Source organism: Paenibacillus sp. EB106-06-01-XG199, from assembly GCF_058791575.1.
The window spans coordinates 224,804-242,345 of record NZ_JBYTDQ010000007.1 but is presented as its reverse complement, the minus strand read 5'-3'; the positions used below and the strand labels follow the sequence as shown (position 1 = coordinate 242,345).

Annotated in this window: 14 protein-coding genes; 9 read left to right on the top strand and 5 right to left on the bottom strand. The window is 51.7% G+C overall.

Going from position 1 to position 17,542, the window contains the following annotated elements:
• Positions 1–255: 255 nt before the first annotated feature.
• The 6 genes from AC3WT9_RS24355 (at position 256) to AC3WT9_RS24330 (ending at position 5,285) form a co-directional block, all read left to right on the top strand.
• On the top strand, positions 256–930 hold the full coding sequence (locus tag AC3WT9_RS24355; protein WP_341377116.1) for a response regulator transcription factor: 675 nt from the start codon (positions 256–258) through the stop codon (positions 928–930).
• Positions 927–2,354: a sensor histidine kinase gene (locus AC3WT9_RS24350; protein ID WP_341089427.1), complete on the top strand. Its 1,428-nt coding sequence runs from the start codon at positions 927–929 to the stop codon at positions 2,352–2,354. The genes AC3WT9_RS24355 and AC3WT9_RS24350 overlap by 4 nt, the downstream gene beginning before the upstream one ends.
• 71 nt (positions 2,355–2,425) lie before the next feature.
• Entirely contained in the window at positions 2,426–3,337 is a 912-nt protein-coding gene (locus tag AC3WT9_RS24345; RefSeq protein ID WP_341089428.1) for an ABC transporter ATP-binding protein, read from the top strand.
• Entirely contained in the window at positions 3,334–4,050 is a 717-nt protein-coding gene (locus AC3WT9_RS24340) for an ABC transporter permease (protein WP_341089429.1), read from the top strand. The genes AC3WT9_RS24345 and AC3WT9_RS24340 overlap by 4 nt, the downstream gene beginning before the upstream one ends.
• A 1-nt stretch (position 4,051) precedes the next feature.
• Positions 4,052–4,789, top strand: coding sequence for an ABC transporter permease (locus AC3WT9_RS24335; RefSeq protein ID WP_341377117.1), 738 nt, complete (start codon positions 4,052–4,054; stop codon positions 4,787–4,789).
• Between the two features lie 130 nt (positions 4,790–4,919).
• Positions 4,920–5,285 carry an ArsR/SmtB family transcription factor gene (locus AC3WT9_RS24330; protein ID WP_341089431.1) on the top strand — a complete coding sequence of 122 codons (366 nt, stop codon included), beginning with the start codon at positions 4,920–4,922 and terminating at the stop codon, positions 5,283–5,285.
• Between the two features lie 106 nt (positions 5,286–5,391).
• Here the strand turns inward: AC3WT9_RS24330 and AC3WT9_RS24325 are convergent, their stop codons facing one another.
• Positions 5,392–6,387 (bottom strand): cation diffusion facilitator family transporter, encoded by a 996-nt coding sequence (locus AC3WT9_RS24325; RefSeq protein ID WP_341377118.1) that lies wholly within the window; start codon positions 6,385–6,387, stop codon positions 5,392–5,394.
• A gap of 229 nt (positions 6,388–6,616) precedes the next feature.
• Between AC3WT9_RS24325 and AC3WT9_RS24320 the strand changes: the two genes are divergently transcribed.
• Entirely contained in the window at positions 6,617–8,848 is a 2,232-nt protein-coding gene (locus AC3WT9_RS24320; protein ID WP_492407986.1) for a heavy metal translocating P-type ATPase, read from the top strand.
• Between the two features lie 352 nt (positions 8,849–9,200).
• Positions 9,201–11,231: a methyl-accepting chemotaxis protein gene (locus AC3WT9_RS24315; protein ID WP_341377121.1), complete on the top strand. Its 2,031-nt coding sequence runs from the start codon at positions 9,201–9,203 to the stop codon at positions 11,229–11,231.
• Between the two features lie 173 nt (positions 11,232–11,404).
• Here the strand turns inward: AC3WT9_RS24315 and AC3WT9_RS24310 are convergent, their stop codons facing one another.
• From AC3WT9_RS24310 to AC3WT9_RS24300, 3 genes are all read right to left on the bottom strand, one after another.
• Complete coding sequence (locus tag AC3WT9_RS24310) at positions 11,405–12,367, bottom strand: L-lactate dehydrogenase (protein ID WP_341089438.1); 963 nt, start codon at positions 12,365–12,367, stop codon at positions 11,405–11,407.
• 287 nt (positions 12,368–12,654) lie between these two features.
• On the bottom strand, positions 12,655–13,161 hold the full coding sequence (locus AC3WT9_RS24305) for a CcdC family protein (protein WP_341089439.1): 507 nt from the start codon (positions 13,159–13,161) through the stop codon (positions 12,655–12,657).
• 207 nt (positions 13,162–13,368) lie between these two features.
• Positions 13,369–13,629 carry a GlsB/YeaQ/YmgE family stress response membrane protein gene (locus AC3WT9_RS24300; RefSeq protein ID WP_038585188.1) on the bottom strand — a complete coding sequence of 87 codons (261 nt, stop codon included), beginning with the start codon at positions 13,627–13,629 and terminating at the stop codon, positions 13,369–13,371.
• Between the two features lie 318 nt (positions 13,630–13,947).
• Here AC3WT9_RS24300 and AC3WT9_RS24295 point away from each other — a divergent pair, with 318 nt between their 5' ends.
• A complete protein-coding gene (locus tag AC3WT9_RS24295; protein WP_341089441.1) occupies positions 13,948–15,000 on the top strand; it encodes a lactonase family protein in 1,053 nt (350 codons plus the stop codon).
• Between the two features lie 54 nt (positions 15,001–15,054).
• Here the strand turns inward: AC3WT9_RS24295 and AC3WT9_RS24290 are convergent, their stop codons facing one another.
• Complete coding sequence (locus tag AC3WT9_RS24290; RefSeq protein WP_341377124.1) at positions 15,055–17,379, bottom strand: alpha/beta hydrolase; 2,325 nt, start codon at positions 17,377–17,379, stop codon at positions 15,055–15,057.
• Positions 17,380–17,542: the final 163 nt, after the last annotated feature.

Below are 17,542 nucleotides of genomic sequence, written 5' to 3'. Positions count from 1 at the left end.
CAGCTGGCCATCGTAAACCCTACGGTTTATAGATGGCTTTTTGCCGTCCGGAGGATAGCTGGCTTATGGTAAATCATGTTACAATTAGAGGGCTGAAAATTTGAAATTTAGACGTACTCGATAATGTTACCGGTCCGGTTCCTTTGGTGCTAATCAATACAACCTATACCCTCCCCGAAGCGCAGACGGTAATCCGCCGCCTTCGGGTTTTTATGATGTCCTGCCATTTCCACCGAGAAAGGAATTGAAAGCTAAATGAGCGTTACATTGTTATATGTTGAAGATGACAGGGAGATTGGCAGTGCGGTTTCCGCCGATCTTCGGGAACGCCAGTATGCCGTCCGCTGGCTGGAGAGCGGTGAAGGGGCAGTGGAGGCGGCTGCCGGCTGTCAGTTAGCCATTCTCGATGTCATGCTGCCCGGTCTTGACGGCTTCACCGTTGGGCAGCGGCTGAAGCGGACGTATCCGGGGCTGCCAATTCTGATGCTCTCCGCCCGCACCTCCATCGACGATAAGCTCCAGGGGCTGGAATTTGCCGATGATTATTTAACCAAGCCGTTTCACCCGGATGAGCTGGTCGCACGGATTGAAGTCCTGCTGAGAAGGAGCGGTGCTGCGGCACCTGCACCGATAAGGATTAAGCATCTGATCGTCCATGAAGGGGAACACCTTATTCAAGAAGCGGCAAGCGGCAAAGAAATCCTGTTAACCGGCAAGCAGTTTCAGATATTCTCCTACCTGCTCCGCCATCTTGGGCAGATTCTGACCAAGGAACAGATCTATGAAGCCGTCTGGGGTGAGGCTTACATAGAGGGGGACAAGACACTGATGGTACATATCCGGTATTTGCGCGAGAAGCTGGAGCTTGACCCGGCTGCACCCGAGATTATAGAGACGGTCCGGGGAATCGGCTACCGGGTGAGAGCATGAGGGCCATTAGGCGCTTGTATAAACTGCGCAGTTCGCTGCTTTCCCGCTACCTGCTGATCATTATTGCAGCGCTGCTGTTCCTGCCTGTCATGATGACGGCAACCTTTGTCGGATACGGCCTATTCAGCGCATGGACCCGGGAAGGTCCGCCTGATGAGTATGCCCCTTACTCCAGAATCACCAAGCTGGAGACCATGTGGCATCAGGAAGCGCTGGATCTGCTGGGCAAACCGCCGGAGGCGATCAATGAGCGGATGCGGCAACTCAGCAGTGAGTATCCTTTGGCCGGGATGTTCTGGGTAGACAGCCACGGGAAAACCAGGCTAAGCCTTATGCCGGAAGATCCCGAGCTGCAGAAGCAGGTAAAGGGTGATGCTTTGCCCGCGCAGTGGAGTGCTGCAGAGGCGGTTGCCTTTATGAAAAAGAGCACAGAGCTTAATCCGCTCGCCATTGTCGCCTTTGTAGGAGACCGTGCGGAAGCCGGAGAAGGTTTTATGGTGATGCAAATTCCGGATGCATTGAGGGATGAAGAAAGTATTGATGGGCTAAGCTCGTGGTATTTAATCGTTCTGGTTTTGTTTTTTGCCGGCTTCATTGTGGTGTCGCTGCTGTTCTTCATAGGGATCCGGACCCGGCTGCTGCGCCTGCAGACGGCGATGAGTTTCACGGGCGGGGCCGGAATTCCGAAGCCCGTTACTTCTGGCGGCAGAACGGATGAGATTGGCCGTCTGGAGGAGGCCTTTAATACGATGGTGACTGAGCTTACTGCCAGCCGGTCTAGAGAGGCGGAAGAGGAGGGGCTGCGCAAGCGCCTGGTTTCCGATCTGTCGCATGATTTGCGGACTCCCCTCACCGTAATCCGTACTCATCTCCATGTGCTGGGCAAGGAAAGCCTATCGCCGCGCGGGCAGGAATCGCTGGAGCTGATGGATGAACGGATTGCCGGGCTCAGCGTGCTGATCGAGAATCTGCTCTCTTATAATCTGCTCAGCAGCGGAAAGATAACGCTGAAGCTGGAGCGCAGGGACGTGCTGCGGCTGCTGCGCGAAAGTGCCGCCGCCTGGTATCCGCTTTGGGAGAAGGAAGGGTTCCAGGTTGATATTGACCTGGAGGGTGAACCTCTATACTGGACTATAGACGAGAGCTGGTTCCGCCGGATTCTGGACAACCTGTTTCAGAATATCCTGCGCCATGCCCGCTGCGGACTATATGTAGGCATTGCGCTGGAAGTCCGGGACAGCCGCCCTGTGATTATCGTCTCGGACCATGGCAAGGGAATGATGAGCAACTCTGACTCCAAAGGGGCAGGACTTGGTTTGTCTATTGTAGAGCTGCTGCTTAAGCGGATGGAGCTGGAATGGACGGTCGACAGCAGTGAGCAGGGTACCTCTATTGTCATTTCTCAGCGCCGGGATAAAATTTAAACGAAATTTAAACTTGCTGCCGCCGCTCTTTTAACCTTGGGACGTTATGCTAGTTACCGAGGTGAACGAGAATGAAAGAAACTGTGATTGAAACAAAGGATTTACTGAAGGAATACCGCGGCCGGGCTGCGGTGGAGCGTTTGAACCTGAATATTGGTAAAGGTGAAATTTACGGCTTTCTTGGACCCAACGGCGCAGGCAAAACAACGACTATCCGCATGCTGCTGGGGCTGATCAAGCCGACATCGGGGCAAATCAAGGTATTCGGCCAGGAGCTCCGTAAAAACAAGCTGCAGATTCTGCGCAAAGTGGGGTCGCTTGTGGAGTCCCCGTCATATTACGGGCATTTGAGTGCACTGGACAATCTGGAGGCGATCCGCCGGATTCTTAATGTGCCTAAGCAGCGGATCGCCGAGGTGCTGGATATTGTCTCGCTGACAGGAGAAGAAAAGCGGCCTGTGAAGGGCTTCTCGCTGGGCATGAAGCAGCGGCTGGGTATTGCTGCCGCACTGCTCGGGAGTCCGGAGCTGCTGATCCTTGATGAGCCGACCAACGGACTTGATCCGTCAGGTATACAGGAGATCCGCTCGCTGATCAAGCGGCTTCCGGAAGAGCAGGGAATTACCGTGCTTGTGTCCAGTCACCTGCTGAGCGAAATTGAACAGATGGCGGATACGGTCGGCATTATCCGCCAGGGCAAGATGGTTTATCAGGACTCCATTGTCCATCTGCAGCAGCAGGCGGCAGGAGACCTCCGGCTTGCCGTATCCGAGCCGGAAGCAGCACTGGCGCTCGCCTTGCGAAGAGGCTGCGGCGGTGAAATGCAGGAAGGGCGGCTCGTGCTGCCGCGGATGAGCGATGCCAGAGTGGCGCTCCTGATTAAAGAACTGGTCGAGGATGGACATGCAATCTACAGGGTGGAAGAACGCAGACAATCACTGGAGGAATTCTTCCTGCAGGTTGTTGAGGGAGGCGCATCATGATGTGGCGGGCGCTGTCGGCTGACTGGCTCAAAATCCGCGGCAAAGGGCTGTGGTTTCTGGTCTTCCTTGGCCCCATCGGCCTGCTTGCCATGCAGGGGCTGAACTTTGGGCTACGTTACGATTATCTGACCCAGCAATATCATGCCGATTTATGGGGCGGGCTGCTCAGCAATGTGGCTGACTTCGTTCCGGTGGCTCTTTATCTGGGGGGCACGCTGATCTGTTCGATGATGGCCAACGTGGAGCACCAAATGAGCTCGTGGAAGCAGCTCCTGGCGTTGCCGATTTCCCGGACCTCTGTCTTTATGGCCAAGCTGCTGCTCTGCCTGCTGCTGCTTACTATCTCCTGTCTGCTGCTGGCGGCGGGTACGGTGGGCTTGGGAGTGATCCTCGGGTTCCAGTCGCAGCCAATCCCTTATGCGAAGGTGCTGCAAATCGGCTTTGCTTCTTATGCTGCAGCACTCCCGGTGATCTCACTGCAGCTGTGGTTCTCCCTGTCCAGCCGCAATCAGACGTTTCCGGTGTCGGTGGGAATTACCTTGTCGCTGCTAAGCATCTTCTCCTTGTTTCTGTCGGAATGGGTTCCCCTGAGCTGGCCGGCCCTAGCCTGGAGCGCTCCCCGGCCCTGGCTGTTCAGCGGAGCAGGCTTGCTGCTTGGCTTGCTGATTCTGCTGCCGGGATCCATACATTTTGCGCGAAAGGATGTGGACTAGGATGAGAACCTTTTGGAGAGTTCTATCGGCTGAGAAGCTGAAAATGTCCAAATCTCATATCTGGCTGCTTATTTTGCTCAGTCCGGCTGTCGCGCTGCCTATCGGAGGGCTAGCCGATATGAAGGATGATGGGCAGATCACCTGGCAGGTGCTGCTGAGTGTAATGTCGCTAATGCATTCAATGTTGTTCCTTCCCGTGCTCGCCGGCATATTTGCGGCTTTAATCTGCCGTTCCGAGCATACCGACGGTGGCTGGAAGCAGTTGTTGTCCCTGCCTGTAACACGAAGTTCTGTGTACCTGGCTAAATTCACACTGATAATGGGAATGCTGGCCGCCGTGCAGCTGCTGTTTATAGTTATGGTGGTAAGCATGGGGATATATCGCGGTGCGGAAGGTGCTGTGCCTTGGCAGCTGCTTCTCACCAGCCTCTTCGGCGGCTGGTTCGCCTGCCTGCCGCTGGCCGCGCTGCAATTGGCAGTATCCCAGGGCTGGAGCAGCTTCGGCGCACCGCTGGCACTGAATGTAAGCCTGACTTTACCGAATATGCTCATCTCCAATTCAGCCACCTACGGCCCATATTATCCCTGGGTGCAGCCGCTGCTGGCCATGTCTCCTTACGGTGAAGATAAGTTCGGAGCTTTTAATTTGCCGATGGAGAGTTTGATGCTGGTAGTTACAGGAAGCCTGGTTCTCTTTTTGGCGGGAGGCCTGCTCCACTTCTTGCGCAAAGCGGTATAATATCTCTATGCTGCATGCAGTGCTGAATCCTTCTCATGGACATCCGGTGAAGTTTTTTCTATAATTAATCGTAGAAGATACTATTAACAACCAGTAACACCGGATAAGCATATTAGAGGAGGGCGAGAGCATGGAGCCTGAGGCACTTGAAGAATGCGACAACACATGCAATGGTTCGGAGCTGGAACCGGAATCTATGGCGCTGATTCTGCCGGACCGCGGAACAACGGATAAAATGGCGGAAATGTTCAAAGCACTGGGCGACCCGACCCGGGTACGGCTCATTTACGCTTTGTCGCAGAGAGAGCTGTGTGTGCACGATTTGTCGGTTATCCTCGACATGGGGCAATCGGCCGTATCCCATCAGCTCCGCTATTTGCGCAATCTGCGGATCGTAAAGCGCCGCAAGGAAGGCAAGACGGTCTATTATTCACTAAACGATGCGCATGTGGAACAGATTTTTCTGCAGACGCATGAGCATATCAGACATGAATAGATTTTCATGAGAACTCAGCTGTAAACACAAAACCGTCCTGCGCTAGCTTTAGCGCAAGGACGGTTTCTTTTGTTTGCGTCAGGAGATTTCACCGTCCTAGCGCACGTTATACCTTCAAGCTTCTGTGCTTCATGGAGGAGTCCTCAATTTGCAGTGTCGAATGATGAATGCCGAAAGTTTCTTCCACGAGACTGGTGGCCTCCTGGAGAACACGCTGATGATCCTTAGGGTCCTGAATCAGCAGATGGCCGCTAAGCGCATCCAGCCCTGAGGTAATGGTCCAGATATGCAGGTCATGAACCTCGATGACTCCGTCAATGCGCAGCAGCGCTTCTTGTACATCACGGGTATTCACGTTAAGCGGAGTTCCTTCCATTAAAATATGGAATGCCTGTTTAATTACGCCCCAGGCTCCTCTCAGGATGAGCAGTGCTACAAGCACGCTGATGATTGGATCTGCAATATACCAGGAGAACAATTTCATGATTAACCCGGCAAGCAGAGCTCCGACCGAGCCTAATGCATCACTAACGATATGAAGATAGGCACTGCGGACATTGATGTTCTCTTGCACATTGCTTTTTCGCATTAAAGACCATGCACTGACCAGGTTAGCCAGCAGTCCGACTGCCGCAATGATCATCATTGTACCGCTTGCTACCTCCGGGGGTGAGAAGAACCGCTGGTACGCTTCCCATATAATAAATCCGGCAATGATAAACAGCGTAACTCCGTTGAATAAGGCTGCCATAATCTCAAATCTGTAGTAGCCGTAAGAATTTTTCAGAGAAGGGGGCTTTACAGCAAAGATCATGGCGACAAGACTTAAGGCCAGCGAAACCGTATCGCCCAGCATATGGCCGGAGTCTGACAGGAGGGCTAAGCTGCCCGTAACCAGGCCGCCGAAGAACTCCAGCAGCATGATGCTTCCGGTAATGATCAGAGCGATTAATAGGCCTTTGAGGTTATCGGGGGCGTGAGAGTGGGAATGAGAATGAGAATGAGAATGGCCGGAATGATTATGTTCCGAATGATGGTGTCCGTGCTCCTGCTCCTGATGTTCATGCTTATGGTGGCTATCGTTGTGTTGATGATTTGTCATACAGGTACCCCTTCCTAAAATAACATATGAATGATTGCTCATATGTTAATAGTATTCGCAACTGAGCTGAATTACAAGTCCCTTTTGGAAACAATTGTGATCTTCTTATCATTTTAAAAAAAGTGGTGAAGTATACGGAATCTGCATTGACACTGCAAGTTTAGGGAGAATATAATATGTGTAAGTAAACATATGAACAGATACTCATATATAGATTTTTCCAAGGGAGATGAGTGATTTGAATGCGGTGGAGGGAAACGTAAGACGTCAGTGGGTGCTCGAAGGTCTGGATTGCGCAAATTGCGCCATGAAAATTGAGAACAAGGTGAAAAAGATTGAAGGAGTGTCATCCTGCTCCGTAAATTTCACCATGAAGATGATGACACTGGAGACTGCCGCAGCTTATGCGGACACGGTATCCGAAGAGGCAAAGCGGACAGTAACTACTCTTGAGCCGCATGTGAAGCTGAAGGAGGTTCAAACTGCCGGTGGAAGGCAGGGGGAGGGCCACGGACATAGTCACACTCATGGCAGTGATGAAGCCCATAATCATGATCATGCACATGATGAAGCTCATGGCCACTCCCATAGCCATGAGCATGGGGAAGGGGATACGCGCAAAATCCTACTGCGGCTGGGCGCCGGCGGAATTCTAGCGGCAGCCGGAATGTTCCTGCCGGTCAGCGGATTCACGGAGCTGCTGATTTTCCTGGCTGCTTATTTTATTGTCGGCGGCGAGGTCGTCTGGTCAGCCGCAAGGAATATTGTCCGCGGCCAAGTGTTCGATGAGAATTTCCTGATGGCACTGGCGACGATCGGAGCTTTCGCCATCGGCGAGTACCCGGAAGGCGTTGCTGTCATGCTCTTTTATCAGGTCGGCGAACTCTTCCAGGGCCTGGCAGTTAACCGTTCCCGCCGCTCCATTACAGCGCTGATGGATATCCGTCCGGAATTTGCCTTTCTTAAGGAAGGGGAGCAGCTGAGAAAAGTATCGCCGGAGGAAGTAGCCGTTGGAGACATCATTGTTATCAAGCCGGGTGAGAAGGTGCCGCTTGACGGAACAATCCTCGAGGGCAGTGCAATGATGGATACGTCCGCACTTACCGGAGAATCGGTGCCACGCTCGGCTGAGCCGGGCGCTCAGGTGCTAAGCGGCTTTATCAACCGCAACGGTGTGATTACCGTTCAGGTCACTCAAACCTTCGGAGAATCAGCGGTATCCAAAATTCTTGAACTGGTGCAGAATGCTTCCAGCAACAAGGCGAAAACAGAGAATTTCATTACGAAATTTGCCCGGGCCTACACTCCGGTTGTAGTCATTACAGCTCTGCTGCTGGCAGTACTGCCGCCACTGTTTATCAGTGGGGCCACCTTCTCGGATTGGATCTACCGGGCGCTTGTCTTCCTCGTCATTTCCTGCCCCTGCGCGCTGGTTGTCTCCATTCCGCTTGGCTTCTTCGGCGGCATTGGAGCGGCTTCCCGGAATGGCATTCTGGTTAAAGGCAGCAATTATCTTGAGGCACTGAATGATGTGAAGATTGTTGTGTTCGATAAGACGGGAACGCTGACAAAAGGGCAGTTCAAAGTTACTGGCATCTTTCCAACGGAAGGTATTGCCGAGAGCGAGCTGCTGCGGCTTGCCGCTTATGCGGAGAGTCATTCGCCCCATCCTATTGCGGAATCCATCCGGTCGGCTTACGGCTCAGATATTCCGGGTGAAGCTATTGCTGATTACAATGAAATTTCCGGTCATGGGATAGCCGTTACTGTAGAAGGCAGGGCAGTACTCGCCGGAAATGCCCGGCTCATGGAGCGCGAGGGGATCTCCAGCCGGACTCCTGAGGTGAGCGGAACAATCGTTCATATCGCTGTTGATGAACAATATGCAGGATATCTGGTTATATCTGATGAAGTGAAGGACGACTCCCTTCAGGCGATCCGCAAACTGAAGGCGCTGGGCATCCGCAAGACGGTCATGCTGACAGGTGACGCTTCGTCGGTAGCGGAGGCTGTCGGGCGCCAGCTGGGAATTGATGAAATTTATGCCGAGCTTCTGCCGCAGCATAAAGTAGAAGCTGTCGAAAGATTAGAGAAGGAAAAGTCACAGCGGGAGAAAATTATTTTTGTCGGCGACGGAATCAACGATACCCCTGTGCTGGCGAGGGCAGACGTGGGCATTGCAATGGGCGGACTTGGCTCGGATGCAGCGATTGAAGCGGCGGATATTGTCATTATGACCGACGAACCGTCGAAGATTGCGGCAGCCATCGGAATAGCCAAGCGGACGCGGAGCATTGTATGGCAGAATATAATTTTTGCCCTGGCGGTCAAGGCGGTCTTTCTGCTGCTGGGTGCATTCGGGATTGCTACAATGTGGGAGGCAGTATTCTCGGATGTGGGTGTAACCGTACTTGCTGTGCTGAACAGCATCAGGGCGCTGCAGGCACCTAAATCGGAATGAATGTCATAGGAGTCCTGAAGCTATATCAGTTGAACTAAAGAACTACCAAGAGGCAAAAGCAGCGGAATAAATTCAAGAAATCTGTAGACAACAGCGGCCGGAAGTCCAAACATTCACCGCAGTTGCGTTTTATGCCGGCTCGGTAAATTTAAGTTCAACTTGTATAGCTTGAAAATTATGTGAAAAAACATGAAAATAGTATGAAAAAGTAAGCTCTTTAGATTCCATATTGTGGGACTAAGGGCTTATTTTTTGTATTGAATATAATGATTTATGTCTGTTTTTGCCGATATATTAGTATACATTTACAGCAATTGGAAAATTGTATCTAGTACTGCTAGGAGGACTTAAGGTGGAAGAGACAGAAATGAAGCGGGAAAAAATGAAAATGAAAGCAAAGAAAAGAAAGCCAGCATCTGTGCAGACGAAATGGTCGCTTGTGATTCTTGCCATTTCCATCGTGCCTTTGCTGGGAGCTACCATCTTTTTTATGCAGTATTTCGGCGGTGTAACCAAGTCGGATAGTCAAGAGTTGGCGGAAACTACTCTGGACATGAATAGTTCCAAGCTCGGGGAATGGCTGGAGTCCAAAACCTCTGCGGTGCAGGAACTGATCGCTACGCATCCCGAATTTGATACGGCAGTGCCGGAGAGCATTTTCCCGGTAATCAAGGTGCTCGAAGAGAGTGACATTCAGTCTGAAGGCTATAGCGTTATCAGTAAAGAAGGTAAACTCAGCAATATGATGGGGATGACGGCGGATTCGGGTACCTCCCCGTATTTCTTGGAGGCTAAGGAGACACATAAACCGTCAATAGCTGATATGACTTTTCTGGAACAGCTGAATAAACATATCATTACGATTATGGTCCCAATTATGGATAAGAATAACCAGTTTAACGGCGGTATTGCCTTTTCGGTTACACCGGAGATAATGATGGAAATGGCCAAAAATATCAAGGTGGGAGACACCGGGTACGGATTTATAGTTTCAGGGGAAGGGAACTATTATGCCTCCTCTGATCCGGGAAAGATCGGGAAAAATATTGCGGATTATGCAGAGAAACCCGGGACGCAAAAAGCGGTTAAAAGTATATTGAGTAAGCCTAACGGTTCGGTAACCTATAAGGGCGAAGAGGGCAAAGTTCTTATTACATATTTCAAAACTATCCCTGGCACCGATTGGAAGCTGCTGATTAATGTTCCCAAAAGCGAAGTTTACGCTAAAGTGAATTCGGCCCAGACCTTGACGACAATTTTTATAGTCATCGTTATTTTGCTTGTCGTGGTATTATCCCTCTATCTTACCCGGAAGATTGTTAAGCCGATTGTCGCTATTTCAGAAGTGATGAAAAGGGTGGCAGACGGACGGCTGAATGAGCGTGTGGCTGTTGGTTCAGAGGATGAAATCGGCCAGATGAGCCGGAGTATTAATCATATGATTGAATCCCTGTCCGGAATTGTCAGCAAGATCGATACAACCGTAGTGGAGGTAGCGGTATCTGCGGAAGGTCTGCTGGATTACGCCACTCAGTCCTCCAACACTTCGGCAGAGATTGCAGAGGTGATTCAGGAAGTGGCGCAGGGAATGGAGGAGCAGTTCAGAAGTTCAGAGCAGTCCGCACGGGCTACAGAAGAGATGGCGGTAGGCTTGCAAAGGATTGCTGAATCCTCCGTGAGTGTATCCGATCAGGCGGAGTCCGTAAGTGTGGAGGTCGAGAACGGCTATCATGAGATCAAGGCGACATTTGAACAGATGAAGGTAATCAGTTCTACGGCGGGCCAGACTGCTGAACTCATCGGCACACTGACACAGCAATCGGAACAAATCGGGCAAATCGTCGATGTGATTTCAGAGATATCCAACCAGACAGGACTGCTGTCCTTGAATGCTTCCATCGAGGCAGCCAGAGCGGGCGAGCATGGACGGGGCTTCGGAGTGGTAGCGAATGAAGTGAAGAAGCTGGCCGAGCGTACCAATATAGCGATTGTGCATATTGTTGAATTAATCAGACAAATTCAGGATTCGACAACGAATGCCGCAGTATCCATGGAAAAAAGTATTTCCGAAATCGGCGATGGTATGGACAAGATGACGAAAGTTGGGTCCGCCTTTGACCATATCCGCTCCTCCATCCGTGAGGTCTCGGTGCAGATCCAGGACGTATCTGCTATTAATGAAGAGATGTCTGCAGGCACGGAAGAAATTACGGCATCCATTTCCGATATGCTGATTATCGCCAAGACTTCCGCGGACAACGCCCAGGCGGTCGCTGAGGCCTCGACAGATCAGAAGGAGCTAATGAAGCGGGTAGTCAATTCTGCGGAATCACTGAATCTGATGATGTCCGAGCTGAAAGAAGAGATCGAGAAATTCCGTTAATCAGCAGATAAAATAAGAACAGCCCCCGGCTTCGCGAGTTGCAGCGCGGCAGCCGGGGGCTGTTTCGTTTGAAAAGATAAGAATTTATATGCTTCACGCTATAAATTATCCTTCTATTTCTCGCTAACGGATACCGTCCTTTTGAGGAACGAGAAGCCGTTTCCACTTGAGAATTAAACCTGCTCTTCCAGGTGCAGGCTTTCGATGCCGGATCGGATGATGCCACATGAAGCATCAAACTTCGCATACTCCTGATCACTGAGATTGAGCTCCAGCAGTTCCTGAATGCCGCCCCCGCCGATAATGGCAGGAGCTCCGGCGCATACATTCTTTTGCCCGTATTCTCCGTCCAGAATCGCCGAGACGGCAATGATTTTGTGTTCATCATTCAGGATGGAGCGCGTGATATAAGCCAGAGCGCTGCCGATGCCAAAATGTGTGGAGCCTTTGCGTGTAAAGATCTCCCAGCCGGCATCCTTCGTTTTGCGGGCGAGGTCCTCCAGATCCAGATCCCTGAACCGCTCGCGGTGCTGCTCCATAATCTGCAGAAGCGGTTTGCCGCCGATCGTTACATGCGACCAGGCAACAAACTGGGATTCTCCATGTTCGCCGAGTGCATAGCCGTTCACACTGCGGGGATCAATGGAGAATACTTCTGATAGCAGCGTCTTCAGCCGCGATGAATCAATGGAGGTGCCGGTGCCGATAATGCGGTGGCGCGGCAGTCCGGAGATTTTCCATACCATATAGGTGACAATATCAACCGGATTGGCGGCAACAACAAAGATACCGTCGAATCCGCCAGCCATAATTTCTGTAATAATAGCCTTGGTTATAACCGCAGCATCATCCAGGACATCAAGTCTGGTCTGGCCCGGTTTGGGATTGGCTCCGGCAGTCAGGATAACGACATCCATTCCGCTGCAATCGCTGGCGGTGCCGGCATATACTTTGGTGCGTGTCCCTGCGAAATCCATACAATGCGAGAGGTCAAGCGCTTGTGCCATGGCCCAGTCATAGGTGCGGTCGACCATCATGATCTCATCGCAAATCGCCTGGTTGACCATGGAATAGGCACAGCTGGAGCCCACATTACCGGAGCCGACGATCGCCACTTTTCTCGATTTTGTTTTCAATTGCCTGTCCTCGCTCTCTAAAAAGTATGAGTTTCCTATCCTTGGTGAAGTATGCTTATATTCTAACTGATCTGATTGCAAGTTACCTGACATGAAGGTGAAAAAAGAGGGTGTTTACCGAACATTTTCTGCCACAAATGACATGAAAGGTTAGGAATGACTGGGCGGAGTTATAGAATATTCTATGCTTGTAGCGTGAAGGTGGACTTCCAGGAATAAAAAAAAGAGCATTCGTGCGGCCCTAAGGGTCAATGAAATGCTCTTTTTACTCATTTTAGGCTTCATTCTTATCCGCGGGGCTGGGGAATAGGTGCCTTCGGCAGAGCCATTCGGGTATAGCGCTTATACATGTACACCCTCCAGTGGAGGATCATGCCAAAGGCCAGAATAAAAAATAATCCGCCTGACTGCGGTATGGATACATATCGGTTGATAAACTCATGAAGCACTGTGCGGATCAGCAGCAATCCGAGCAGAATGAAGGCGAAACTCTTGGAACGCTGGGCATAGATCTGCCCGTCCCGTTCTTCAAATACCGTGCTGCGAATTAGCGGATAGGCGAAAATGAACCAGCCGATCAGGAAAGCCGCAACGGCCCACCACCAGGGAAACCGGACCTCTGGTACAACGAACATGGCAAAACCTGTGGACATGCCGAGCGGCGGTATCCATATTTTACGGAGGGTCACCGGTCTCGCGCTTGCCTTCAGGCGGATAAAAATAACCATCAGCGCCATAAACACGGCCCCCAGTGTGGAGCCCACATGCAGAAGCGAGGGGTTAATATTGCCCATGATTCACTTTCCTCTCTGTGATTTGTGTCACTATTTCTCCATTATAGCAGAAATTCTGTGATGTTCAGAATCGCAGCTGAAACTAAAAATTCAGGCGGGTATGCTGAGGATATCTGCTCGTCGGGACACAATAAACCCGCCAGGGTGACCCTGGCGGGTTGTGTTCAAATGTTCAACTCATCTGGTCAGCTTGGCTCGTCGGCAAGCTTAAGAACGGCTGCGTCCACCGACCGAACGGAGGATCAGGCTGACGATAAAGATCAGGACAATGGCACCAATCAATGAAGGGAAGACATAGAAATCACTGATTTTTGGTCCCCAGCTTCCAAGCAGCATGCCACCGAGCCATGAACCCAGAACACCGGCAATAATGTTGCCGATAATGCCTCCAGGAATATCTCTGCCCATGATCAGACCTGCCAACCAACCAATTACCCCGCCTACAATTAACATCCATAATAAACTCATTATGCTTCAGCTCCTTTGTGTTTGTTATCTTCGATGGTTACTATTAACCGCAAGCGGAACGTTTAAACCATGTGTAAAATATTGCCTAGCTGCTTATTATCAGTATTCAAGTATGCCCCAAAAGATGCTGTTTAACCCGCATAATGTGTTGGGTATATAAACATGTTATAGTGAAAATGAAGCGCGGATATGAGTGAACAGGGTGCTTTGCAGGGTATATAAGAAGTAAGGGAATACACCTGCAAACGATAGCTCCGAAAGCGGGTCTCCCGGGGTCAAGCAAGATACGCTGCTATTACACTAAAAGGAGACGCTGCTATGGAACAGCCTAATGAAGTACTATTTTATGTGGGGACTTATAATACCAAGGAAGAGGATGCTATTCTGCTGGGGGCTTTGAACAAGGATACAGGGGAAATGAGAGTACTGGACGGTACCAAGGGGATTGAGAATCCGTCCTATCTGGCTGTAAACCGTGCGGGAACTGTTCTATATGCAGCGAGCGAACAGGATGAGGGCGAAATTCATGCCTTTGCCATTGAAGCGGGAACCAAAGCCTTGCATCCGCTAGGCGGCAGAAGTACAGAAGGCGGTGCCCCTTGTTATGTCTCCGTTCATCCGCAAGGGGATTACATATATGTCGCCAATTACACGGGCGGCAATGTCAACGTGTTCCCTGTGGGCGGGGACGGTTCTCTCCAAGAGATGTCGGCCCAGGTCCGGCATGAAGGCTCAGGGATTCGCACAGACCGCCAGGAAGCGCCGCATCCCCATTCGGTAATTCCCGACAGTACCGGCGGGCGGGTGCTGGTCTGCGATCTGGGTCTCGACCAGGTTCTGCTGTACCGTGTGCAGGACGGCAAGCTGATTACACATCGTGAAGTGGATCTGCCTCCCGGTTCGGGACCGCGCCACCTGGCCTATCACCCCACAGAACAATGGTTATATCTGATCAATGAGCTGAACAGCACCATTACGGTATTTGCAAGCGACGAACAGCAGGGGGACCTGAGAGTACTCCAGAGTGTCAGTTCACTGCCGGAGCAGTACACAGCGGGCAGTGATGATACGGCTGCCGACATTCATGTTTCTCCTTGCGGACGGTTCCTTTATGCCTCTAACCGCGGGCATGACAGTATCGCCCTATTCCTTATTGATGCAGCTACAGGTTTGCTTGAACCGGCGGACTGGGTCAATTCGGGCGGCCGCACGCCGCGCAACTTTGCCATTATGGGCGGAATGCTGCTCGCTGCCAATCAGAACAGCGGCAATATCGTCTCGTTTAGAATCGACTGTGAGAGTGGCAGGCTGATTCCTACCGGCAATGAACTGGAAGTTCCTTCACCGGTCTGCATAAAAGCCCTGAAATAAGAAGCAAGAAGGAATTGTAATAGGAATAATAGGATAAGGGCCCTCCCTTCGCTGTTAATCAGCAAAAGGGAGAGGCCCTATTTGTTGCAATCCATTGATTTCGCCGGATTTGTTATAAAATCCGATATCGTCGAGCATGATTTTATCGCCTTCTTCCTGCAGATAGAAGGTTATTTCAGTCAGCTTGCCGGGATTAAGTGCGGGCTCTTCCTCCAGGAAGGCTTCAAGCGGCAGCTCGTAGGTCTGGAATACGGCTTCCGAAAGATCACCGTATTTGCCGTCGCTTATCCGTTTTTCCAGCCAGGGATTTACCGTGAACTGGGTTTGGGGCAGCGGCAGAATCTCCATCACCTCATCCAGCGGCAGGCGGGCGGCAATGTCATTGCTATCCGTGAGTTCGACCACTACATCAGGCGAGAGGGAAGGCATTGTATTGTCACCAGTGCCGGTATTCTCATCCTCATCAGTATCGGCGTTGCGGTTAGCCAGGGAAAAGCTCAGGCCTTCTGCACCGGACCCGGCAATGTCGTTAGTGACACTATCCTTAAGCGTGAGGGTGTAAGCAGCTTCTTCACCGCTGTTGCTGGCACTGCGTTCCAGCAGGATGCCATGTGTTGCTTTGCTCTTCAGCTCACGGTCCCGGGCAACTTCTTCCGTCCAGCTAAGACCCGTGGCAGCTGCTGTTCCGCCTAGTGCTGTGTTCTTGTTGCGGTCTTCGTCAAAAGTGGCTACCGGGATGAATTCTCCGCTCTGGAATCGGCTATAATACGCAGTATCCGGCAGCCACCTCGCTCCGCGGCGGTAATCGCGGAATAGCCCGCGATAGTCTGCCTCTCCATGCAGGGTTGTTTCCAAGAACGCGGCTACATAGACCTTGGCAATTTGCCGCTGCTCGTCTCCGTCCATAATATGCGTTCGGCTGAGGAACAATCCTGCCGGCAATGACTGATCCAAGAGTCCCCAGTCGGTATTGAACTGGCTATGATTGGCATCGGCGATATATAGAGAGCTTTTGAAAGCGGAGGAGCCGCGGGAATAACTAGAACGAATATACTGGCGGTCTCCATAGAAGTCATGCACATCCCCGTCCCGTGCGCCTTGCAGGGTCAGGTAATTGACGTCAACCAGCTTAGCCTGCTGCTCGTCGATTTCCTTATCTGTGGGAGCGAGGGCAATGACTGAGGCTATCGAGAACTTATTGGCGTCAGCCAGCACGGGATCGCTCTTGAACCAGCGTCCGGCATCGGCAGCCATGGCAACAGCCTGCCCGCCGCGGCTATGGCCAAGCAGGGCGGTCTTGGTGTAATCCACCTTGTGATAGAAAGGGTTGCCGGCCTGCTCGTTGAAGACACCGATCTGCTGGAGATGCTTTAGAATCATCCAGGTCCGCACCTTGAAGTCGTTGTCGGGAATGCCGGACCAGGCTGAATAATTCAGGAAGTTCTCATCCAGGGAGAGCGCGATAAATCCCCGGCTGGCCAGCAGCTGGCCCAAGTAAGTGTAGCCTTCGTCGGAGTAGTCCTCCATCATATGGTTGCCATGAACCATAAGCACAAGCGGGAAGGGGCCTTCACCGTCGGGCATCCAGACACGGGCATTTAACGGGAGCGAGCTGTAGTCGAATCCCCAGAATATAGTCCGCAGCTTGGGCCAGGTTTTGATATAAGCCGAGGCATCCGCAGTGGAGGAGAGAAGACCGACTTCCTTGCCGTATTCAGAACGGTGCAAGTCCTCGCCGCTGCCGTAAGTAAAGCTCCGATAGGTATAGTCACCAGGCTCTCCCGGATTTGCTGCGGGGATATCATCTTCCATCATCGTGGACGCTGCCAACACGGGCACCGCTCCGCCGTGGCTCTTGATGGGCAGAGCTATCGAAGATAAGGCGACAGCAACTGCGAGCAGCAGTCCCGAAACGATCCGCCTGCTGCGCAGCAGGCCCAATACGAGTCCTCCGAACCCGCCGAATAAAGCGGCAAGAACAGCAACGGCAGCCGCTGCTTCAATCTCCAATTCAGCATAATAGAGGATTAGCAGAACGGCGCCCGCCGCACTCAATATAGAGCCTGTAAATAACCGCGGGACAGGCAGTCCGGTCAATGCCAGCACCAGAGCCAGTATGTTGGCTGCCAGAGCGAGGAAGATGGTCCCGGTTCCGGCCGCCAATATAATATCCGCCGGGGCACCCAGGCCGGTGGGGATGCCCAGAATAGCCGCCGTAAATATGAGAACACATATTATCCAAGGACCGGTAAGTGCCATCCTCCATAGTGCTGTATCATAACGGTAAGTTTCCCTAATTCGCTTTGCAAGACTGCTGCGTATCCTCCGGAGCAGCCGCGGTCTCCCCGGCGCCGGAGCATACTCCAAATCCATTCCCATGATTGTCTCCCCCGACAGTTTGCGGTGATTTCCACTCTCTCTTTTTCCCCTATTAGATGTAGCAATCTTATTACTTTAGAGCTTTAATGACAAGTGGATCTTGCAGGAACGGCCGCCACTTGCTGCCGCTAAGCCGGAGAATGTCTGATTGCCGTCTTTTTCT

Coding starts and splice junctions, on each gene's coding strand:
- AC3WT9_RS24355 (WP_341377116.1), top strand. CDS start 256: ATGAGCGTTACATTGTTATATGTTGAAGATGACAGGGAGATTGGCAGT.
- AC3WT9_RS24350 (WP_341089427.1), top strand. CDS start 927: ATGAGGGCCATTAGGCGCTTGTATAAACTGCGCAGTTCGCTGCTTTCC.
- AC3WT9_RS24345 (WP_341089428.1), top strand. CDS start 2,426: ATGAAAGAAACTGTGATTGAAACAAAGGATTTACTGAAGGAATACCGC.
- AC3WT9_RS24340 (WP_341089429.1), top strand. CDS start 3,334: ATGATGTGGCGGGCGCTGTCGGCTGACTGGCTCAAAATCCGCGGCAAA.
- AC3WT9_RS24335 (WP_341377117.1), top strand. CDS start 4,052: ATGAGAACCTTTTGGAGAGTTCTATCGGCTGAGAAGCTGAAAATGTCC.
- AC3WT9_RS24330 (WP_341089431.1), top strand. CDS start 4,920: ATGGAGCCTGAGGCACTTGAAGAATGCGACAACACATGCAATGGTTCG.
- AC3WT9_RS24325 (WP_341377118.1), bottom strand. CDS start 6,387: ATGACAAATCATCAACACAACGATAGCCACCATAAGCATGAACATCAG.
- AC3WT9_RS24320 (WP_492407986.1), top strand. CDS start 6,617: ATGAGTGATTTGAATGCGGTGGAGGGAAACGTAAGACGTCAGTGGGTG.
- AC3WT9_RS24305 (WP_341089439.1), bottom strand. CDS start 13,161: ATGGGCAATATTAACCCCTCGCTTCTGCATGTGGGCTCCACACTGGGG.
- AC3WT9_RS24300 (WP_038585188.1), bottom strand. CDS start 13,629: ATGAGTTTATTATGGATGTTAATTGTAGGCGGGGTAATTGGTTGGTTG.
- AC3WT9_RS24295 (WP_341089441.1), top strand. CDS start 13,948: ATGGAACAGCCTAATGAAGTACTATTTTATGTGGGGACTTATAATACC.
- AC3WT9_RS24290 (WP_341377124.1), bottom strand. CDS start 17,379: ATGGGAATGGATTTGGAGTATGCTCCGGCGCCGGGGAGACCGCGGCTG.